The sequence below is a fragment of the Cellulomonas sp. P22 genome (assembly GCF_044392165.1).
Genome location: NZ_JBISBW010000003.1, coordinates 214,477 through 220,791 on the forward strand (window position 1 = coordinate 214,477; position 6,315 = coordinate 220,791).

The window sequence follows — 6,315 nt, forward strand, 5'->3', positions numbered from 1 at the left end:
GCCATCGAGCACGTCGTGCTCAGGGGGTGTCGTCCTCGGCCACGCGGGGGGCGCGGGGCACGAGCACGGGTCGGGGGGCGCCGAGCGGCACCCAGATGCTGTACCGGTCGCCGCGGTAGCACGCCCGCGAGAGCATGCTCGGCCCGGAGTCGGAGAACGTGCGCCGCTCGGCGCGCATCACGGCGCGCTGGTTGCGCATGTCCAGCAGCGACGCCTCGTGCTCGGTGGCCTCGGAGGCGGTAAGCGTCTCCTCGCCCCAGACCGGGGCGAGCCCGAGCCGGCGCAGCGCGTCGTACACGCTCGCCGGAGGGTCAGCGGCGAGCAGCCCCGGGGCGAGCGCGACGGGGACCCAGAGCTTCTCGATGCTCATCGGGGTGCCGTCCGCGTACCGCACCCGGCACAGGTGGTGCGTCGGCGCCCCGGCGGGGATCCCGAGCGCGTCGGCGACGTCCGGCGCGCACGGGACCGTCTCGGCGGCGAGAACCTTGGAGTCGGGCACCATGCCGCGGCGGCGCATCTCCTCGCCGAACGTCGTGAGCCGCATCTCGAAGTCGACTCGACGCGGCGCCACGAAGGTGCCGCGTCCCTGCTCACGCAGCAGCGTCCCCTCGGCCACGAGCGCGTCGATCGCCTGGCGCACCGTCATGCGGGAGATGCCGAAGTGCTCGGCCAGCGCGCGCTCGGAGGGGATGGCGTCGCCGACGTCGAGCTCGCGCGCGACGAGCCGGTTCAGGTACTCCCGGACGGCGAGGTACTTGTGGCCTGCGGACGCGTCGAGACCGGCCGTGGCGTCGGGCGTGCCGCTGGTCACGTGAGCCCGTCCCTTCGCGTCGTGGGTGGACGGACCATCCCGTGCACCGGCGCTGTGCCATCCCTGTGCGATCTCTTGACACATCTTGAGGTCTAGACCACCCTGGCGCAACTGGTTCAGACATTTCGCAGGCCTGACGCCGCGCACCGACGCCGGCGTCGTCGGAGCACGACCCGCGTCTCGCGGCCCTGGTCTTCGTCCCCCCGGGTCGCTCCCCCGCCCTCGTGGCACCCGTGCGCAACCAGGAGCACCGATGACCGTCCCCGTCGACACCGCACCCTCGACCCGACGCGGCATACCCGGCCTCGCCCAGCTGCAGCGCATCGGACGCTCGCTCATGCTGCCGATCGCCTCGCTGCCCGCCGCAGCTCTGCTGCTGCGCCTGGGGCAGGACGACATGCTCGGCGCCGATGGCCTCGCCCGGCACGCTCCCTGGCTGCAGCCCGTCGCCGACGTGCTCGGAGCAGCTGGCAACGCCCTGTTCGCCAACCTGGCCATGCTGTTCGCCCTCGGCGTCGCGGTCGGCTACGCGCGCAAGGCCGACGGCTCGACCGGCCTCGCCGCGCTCATCGGGTACCTCGTGTTCACGGGGGTGAGCGACGCGCTCTCGCCCTACGTGCTGGGCGAGGCACCCGAGGGCGAGACGCAGGAGCTCATCAGCTACGGCGTGCTCGGCGGGATCGTGATCGGCCTGGTGACCGCACTGCTCTACCAGAAGTACTACCGGATCAAGCTCCCGCCGTACCTCGCGTTCTTCGGCGGCCGACGCTTCGTGCCGATCGTCACGGCGGTCGCGGCCATCGGCATCGCGGTGGTCGGCGCGCTCGTGTACCCGGTCTTCGACGCCGGCCTGGGCGCGGTCGGCAGCTGGGTCACCGGCAGCACCGTTCTCGGGGCGTTCGTGTACGGCACGCTCAACCGGCTGCTGGTGCCGTTCGGGCTGCACCACCTGCTCAACTCGCTGCCGTGGTTCCAGTTCGGGGAGTTCACGGACGCGAGCGGCAAGGTGTGGAACGGCGACATCGCGCGGTTCCTGCACGGCGACCCGACGGCGGGCACCTTCATGACGGGCTTCTTCCCGATCATGATGTTCGCGCTCCCGGCCGCCGCGCTCGCGATCGTGCACACCTCGCACGCGAGGAACCGCCAGCTCATCGCGGGGATCATGGGATCGGCGGCCCTCGTCGCGTTCGTCACGGGGGTCACCGAGCCGCTCGAGTTCGCGTTCGTGTACGTCGCCTACCCGCTGTACGCGATCCACGCGGTGCTGACCGGGACGTCGCTCGCCCTGGTCAACGCGCTCGGCATCCGGGACGGCTTCGGTTTCTCGGCCGGGGCGATCGACTACCTGCTCAACTTCCGCATCGCCGAACAACCCCTGCTGCTGATCGTCGTCGGGCTCGCCTACGCGGCCGTGTACTACGTGCTCTTCCGCTGGGTCATCATCCGATGGAACCTGCGGACACCGGGGCGTGAGCCGGATGACGAGCCCGGGCAGGGGCAGCTGGACGAGCCGGACGCCGCCGGGGTCTCCCGGGACACCGCGCGCCGCGCGAACTGAGTCGGCGGCCCGGGCGTCAGCTCGCGCCGGCCCGCTCGAGGAACGCGACGAGCGCGTCGAGCGTCGCGCTCGCCTGCTCGTCGTCGGTCTCGGTCGACAGGACCACGGTGTCGCCGGGCATCGCGCCGAGGGTCATCACCCCGAGGATGCTCGCTGCGGAGACCGGCCCGCGGGTCGCCGTCCGGATGGTCACGGGCACGGGCTGGCGTGCGGCCTCGGCCACGAGCTGTGCCGCGGGCCGTGCGTGCAGACCGCCGTCGACGGTGACGACGTGCGTACGTTCCATGCGGCCCACCGTACTGGTCCAGACCAGGGCAGGCGACACCCGAACCCGGCGAAGTCGGCACGCAGACCTGGGAGACTGGTCGGGTGCCCGACTCCGCCCGCCCCCAGACACTGACGCTGACCGAGCGGATCCCCGCCGACCCCCACGACCCGGACGCGCTGTACGAGGCGTTCGTCGGCTGGGCGACCGACCAGGGCCTCTCCTTGTACCCGCACCAGTCGGAGGCGCTGCTCGAGCTCGTCACGGGCTCGCACGTCATCCTCTCGACCCCCACCGGCTCGGGGAAGTCGCTCGTCGCGGTCGCGGCGCACTTCGTCGCCCTCGCCCAGGGACGGCGCACGTTCTACACCGCGCCGCTCAAGGCCCTGGTCAGCGAGAAGTTCTTCGACCTCGTCGCCGCGTTCGGCTCCGAGAACGTCGGCATGATGACGGGCGACTCGGCCGTCAACCCGTCCGCGCCCATCATCTGCTGCACCGCGGAGATCCTCGCCAACACCGCGCTGCGCGAGGGCTCGGCCGCGGACGTCGGGCAGGTCGTCATGGACGAGTTCCACTTCTACGCCGACCCGCAGCGCGGCTGGGCCTGGCAGGTGCCGCTGCTCGAGCTGACCGACGCGCAGTTCGTGCTCATGTCCGCGACCCTGGGCGACGTCAGCTTCTTCGCCGAGGACCTCACGCGGCGCACCGGCGGCGAGGTCGCCGTCATCGCCAACGCCGAGCGTCCCGTGCCGCTGACCTTCAGCTACGCGGTCGAACCCCTGCACGAGCTGCTCGAGGAGCTCGTCACGACCCGGCGCGCGCCCGTCTACGTGGTGCACTTCACGCAGAAGGAGGCCGTCGAGCGCGCGCAGTCGCTGCTGTCGATGAACCTCGCCACCCGCGAGCAGAAGGACGCGATCGCCGACGAGCTCGGGGCGTTCCGCTTCGGCCCCGGCTTCGGGCGCACCCTGTCGCGGCTGCTGCGCCACGGCATCGGCATCCACCACGCCGGGATGCTGCCCAAGTACCGCCGGGTCGTCGAGCGCCTGACGCAGAAGGGGCTGCTCAAGGTCGTGTGCGGCACCGACACCCTGGGCGTCGGCATCAACGTGCCCATCCGCACAGTCGTGCTCACCTCGCTCGTCAAGTACGACGGCGTGCGCATGCGCCACCTCTCGGCCCGCGAGTTCCACCAGATCGCCGGACGTGCCGGACGCGCCGGCTACGACACCGTCGGCGAGGTCATCGTCATGGCCCCCGACCACGTCATCGAGAACCGCAAGCTGCTCGCCAAGGCTGGCGACGACCCCAAGAAGATCAAGAAGATCGTCCGCAAGAAGGCCCCCGAAGGTGCGGTCAACTGGACCGACAAGACGTTCGAGCGGCTGCGTGACGCACCGCCCGAGCCGCTCACCTCGTCGTTCACCGTGAGCCACGCCATGGTGCTCAACGTCCTCGCCCGCGAGGGTGACCCGGTCGCCGCGATGAAGCGTCTGCTGACGGACAACCACGAGCCCGAGTCGGCCCAGGGCGCCCACGTGCGCCGGGCCATCTCGATCTACCTCTCGCTGCGCACCGCCGGCGTGGTCGAACGTGTCCCCCTGCCCGACGACGGCACCCGCCCCACACCCCGCACCGTGCGCCTGACCGTCGACATCCCGGCCAACTTCGCGCTCAACCAGCCGCTGTCCCCGTTCGCGTTCGCGGCCCTCGACCTGCTCGACCGCGAGGACCCGTCCTACGCGCACGACGTCGTCTCGGTCATCGAGGCCACGCTCGACGACCCCCGCCAGGTGCTCGCCGCCCAGCAGAACAAGGCCCGCGGCGAGGCCATCGGCGCCATGAAGGCCGACGGCATCGAGTACGACGAGCGGATGGCGCTGCTCGAGGACGTCACCTACCCCCGCCCCCTGGCCGAGCTGCTCGGCGCGGCGTTCGCGATGTACCGCAAGACCAACCCGTGGGTCGCCGACCACGAGCTCTCCCCCAAGTCGGTGGTCCGCGAGATGCACGAGAAGGCCATGACGTTCGCCGAGTACGTCTCGGCGTACTCGCTCGACCGCACCGAGGGCGTGCTGCTGCGCTACCTCGCCGACGCCTACCGCGCCCTGCGCCAGACGGTGCCCGACGACGCCCGCACCGAAGAGCTCCACGAGATCGTCGAGTGGCTCGGCGAGCTCGTGCGCCGCACCGACTCGAGCCTGCTCGACGAGTGGGAGCGCCTGCGCAACCCGCTCGACGAGGAAGGGGCCGACGCCCCCGGAGCCGTCGACGACGACACCCCGCCCCCGCTCACCACCAACCCCCGCGCGTTCCGTGCCCTCGTGCGCGGCGCCATGTTCCGCCGCGTCGACCTCGCCGCACGCGAGGCCTACGGCGCCCTGGCCGCGCTCGGCGACCAGGACCCCGACGGTGTGGCGTGGGACTCCGACCGGTGGGCGCAGGCCCTCGACCCGTTCTACGACGACCACGACGAGATCCTCACCGGCGGCGCAGCCCGCGGTCCCGCGCTGTTCGTCGTGACGCCGGGCAACGGCACCTGGCGCGTCCGGCAGATGCTCGACGACCCCGAGGGCGACCACGACTGGCGCATCGAGGCCGTCGTGGACCTCGCGGCGTCCGACGCCGCCGGGGAGGTCGTGCTCCGCATCACCGACGTCGGGCCGCTCTGACCGGCGGCGCCGCTGCCCCGACGCCCGCCGGGGCCGCTGGTTAGGCTGGCCGGGTGGCCAAAGGTTCGAAGCACGGTCCGACCGGCACCCCCGCGCTCGTCGCGCTCGCGGAGGCCGGCGTCGAGCACACAGCACACCCGTACGAGCACGACCCGTCGAGCGACCTCGGCTACGGCCTCGAGGCCGCCCAGGCGATCGGCGTGCCACCCGAACAGGTCTACAAGACCCTGTTGGCCGACATCGACGGCACCCTGACGGTCGCCGTCGTGCCCGTGACCGGAACGCTCGACCTCAAGGCCCTCGCGCACGCCGCCGGGGGCAAGAAGGCCGTGATGGCCGACAAGCAGGCCGCCGAGCGGGCCACCGGCTACGTCGTGGGCGGCATCTCGCCGCTCGGCCAGCGCCAGCCGCACCCCACAGTGATCGACGAGACGATCTGGCTCTTCGACACCGTGTTCGTCTCGGGCGGGCGGCGCGGGCTCGACGTCGAGCTCTCCCCCGACGACCTCGTGCGCCTCACCTCGGCCACCGTCGCCGAGATCGGTCGCGACTGACGCTCTTCTCTCACTCACCGCGGTCCTCGTGACCGCTCGTGTCAGCAGCCGGGGTTCTCAGCAGCCGGGGCCGGTGGGGTTCTGGTGGCAGTTCTCGGCGACGAGGTGGGTGCGGGATTCGAGGACGGTCACGGGGGTGTGGGTCGTGGTGGTGGTCGCGGTGCCGGTGACGGGTAGCCAGGTGGTGGTGCCGGCGACCTGGTACTGACCGGCCCAGGTGGTGGTGAGGGTGATGGTGAAGGTGCCCAGGTGGGGGTAGGGGTAGCCGATGACGCCGTCGGGGTAGCGGCCGGCGTCCACGTGCCCGTCGGCGGGGAACGGGGCGCCGGGGTCGGTGGTGGTCAGTGGGGTGGAGCCGTCGCCGAAGTCCCAGGTGTACTGGGTGGGGGTGGCGCGCACGGTGATCGGGAAGTCGAGCAGGGTGGTGGTCAGCTCCTGAGGCTGGTCACCGG

Annotated in this window: 6 protein-coding genes; 3 read left to right on the plus strand and 3 right to left on the minus strand. The window is 71.8% G+C overall.

Going from position 1 to position 6,315, the window contains the following annotated elements; translation table 11 throughout:
- Positions 1-19 precede the first annotated feature (19 nt).
- A complete protein-coding gene (locus ACGIF2_RS04060) occupies positions 20-811 on the minus strand; it encodes a GntR family transcriptional regulator (protein WP_396043750.1) in 792 nt (263 codons plus the stop codon).
- A gap of 253 nt (positions 812-1,064) precedes the next feature.
- Here ACGIF2_RS04060 and ACGIF2_RS04065 point away from each other — a divergent pair, with 253 nt between their 5' ends.
- A complete protein-coding gene (locus ACGIF2_RS04065) occupies positions 1,065-2,372 on the plus strand; it encodes a PTS transporter subunit EIIC (protein WP_396043752.1) in 1,308 nt (435 codons plus the stop codon).
- 16 nt (positions 2,373-2,388) lie between these two features.
- On the opposite strand, the gene ACGIF2_RS04070 is transcribed toward ACGIF2_RS04065, so the two are convergent.
- A complete protein-coding gene (locus tag ACGIF2_RS04070) occupies positions 2,389-2,658 on the minus strand; it encodes an HPr family phosphocarrier protein (RefSeq protein ID WP_396043754.1) in 270 nt (89 codons plus the stop codon).
- A gap of 110 nt (positions 2,659-2,768) precedes the next feature.
- Here ACGIF2_RS04070 and ACGIF2_RS04075 point away from each other — a divergent pair, with 110 nt between their 5' ends.
- Positions 2,769-5,309: a DEAD/DEAH box helicase gene (locus ACGIF2_RS04075; protein WP_396043773.1), complete on the plus strand. Its 2,541-nt coding sequence runs from the start codon at positions 2,769-2,771 to the stop codon at positions 5,307-5,309.
- 53 nt (positions 5,310-5,362) lie between these two features.
- Positions 5,363-5,863: a Cys-tRNA(Pro) deacylase gene (ybaK, locus tag ACGIF2_RS04080; RefSeq protein WP_396043756.1), complete on the plus strand. Its 501-nt coding sequence runs from the start codon at positions 5,363-5,365 to the stop codon at positions 5,861-5,863.
- Between the two features lie 57 nt (positions 5,864-5,920).
- Here the strand turns inward: ybaK and ACGIF2_RS04085 are convergent.
- A partial coding sequence (locus tag ACGIF2_RS04085) for a PKD domain-containing protein (protein WP_396043758.1) occupies positions 5,921-6,315 on the minus strand: 395 nt, incomplete at its 5' end.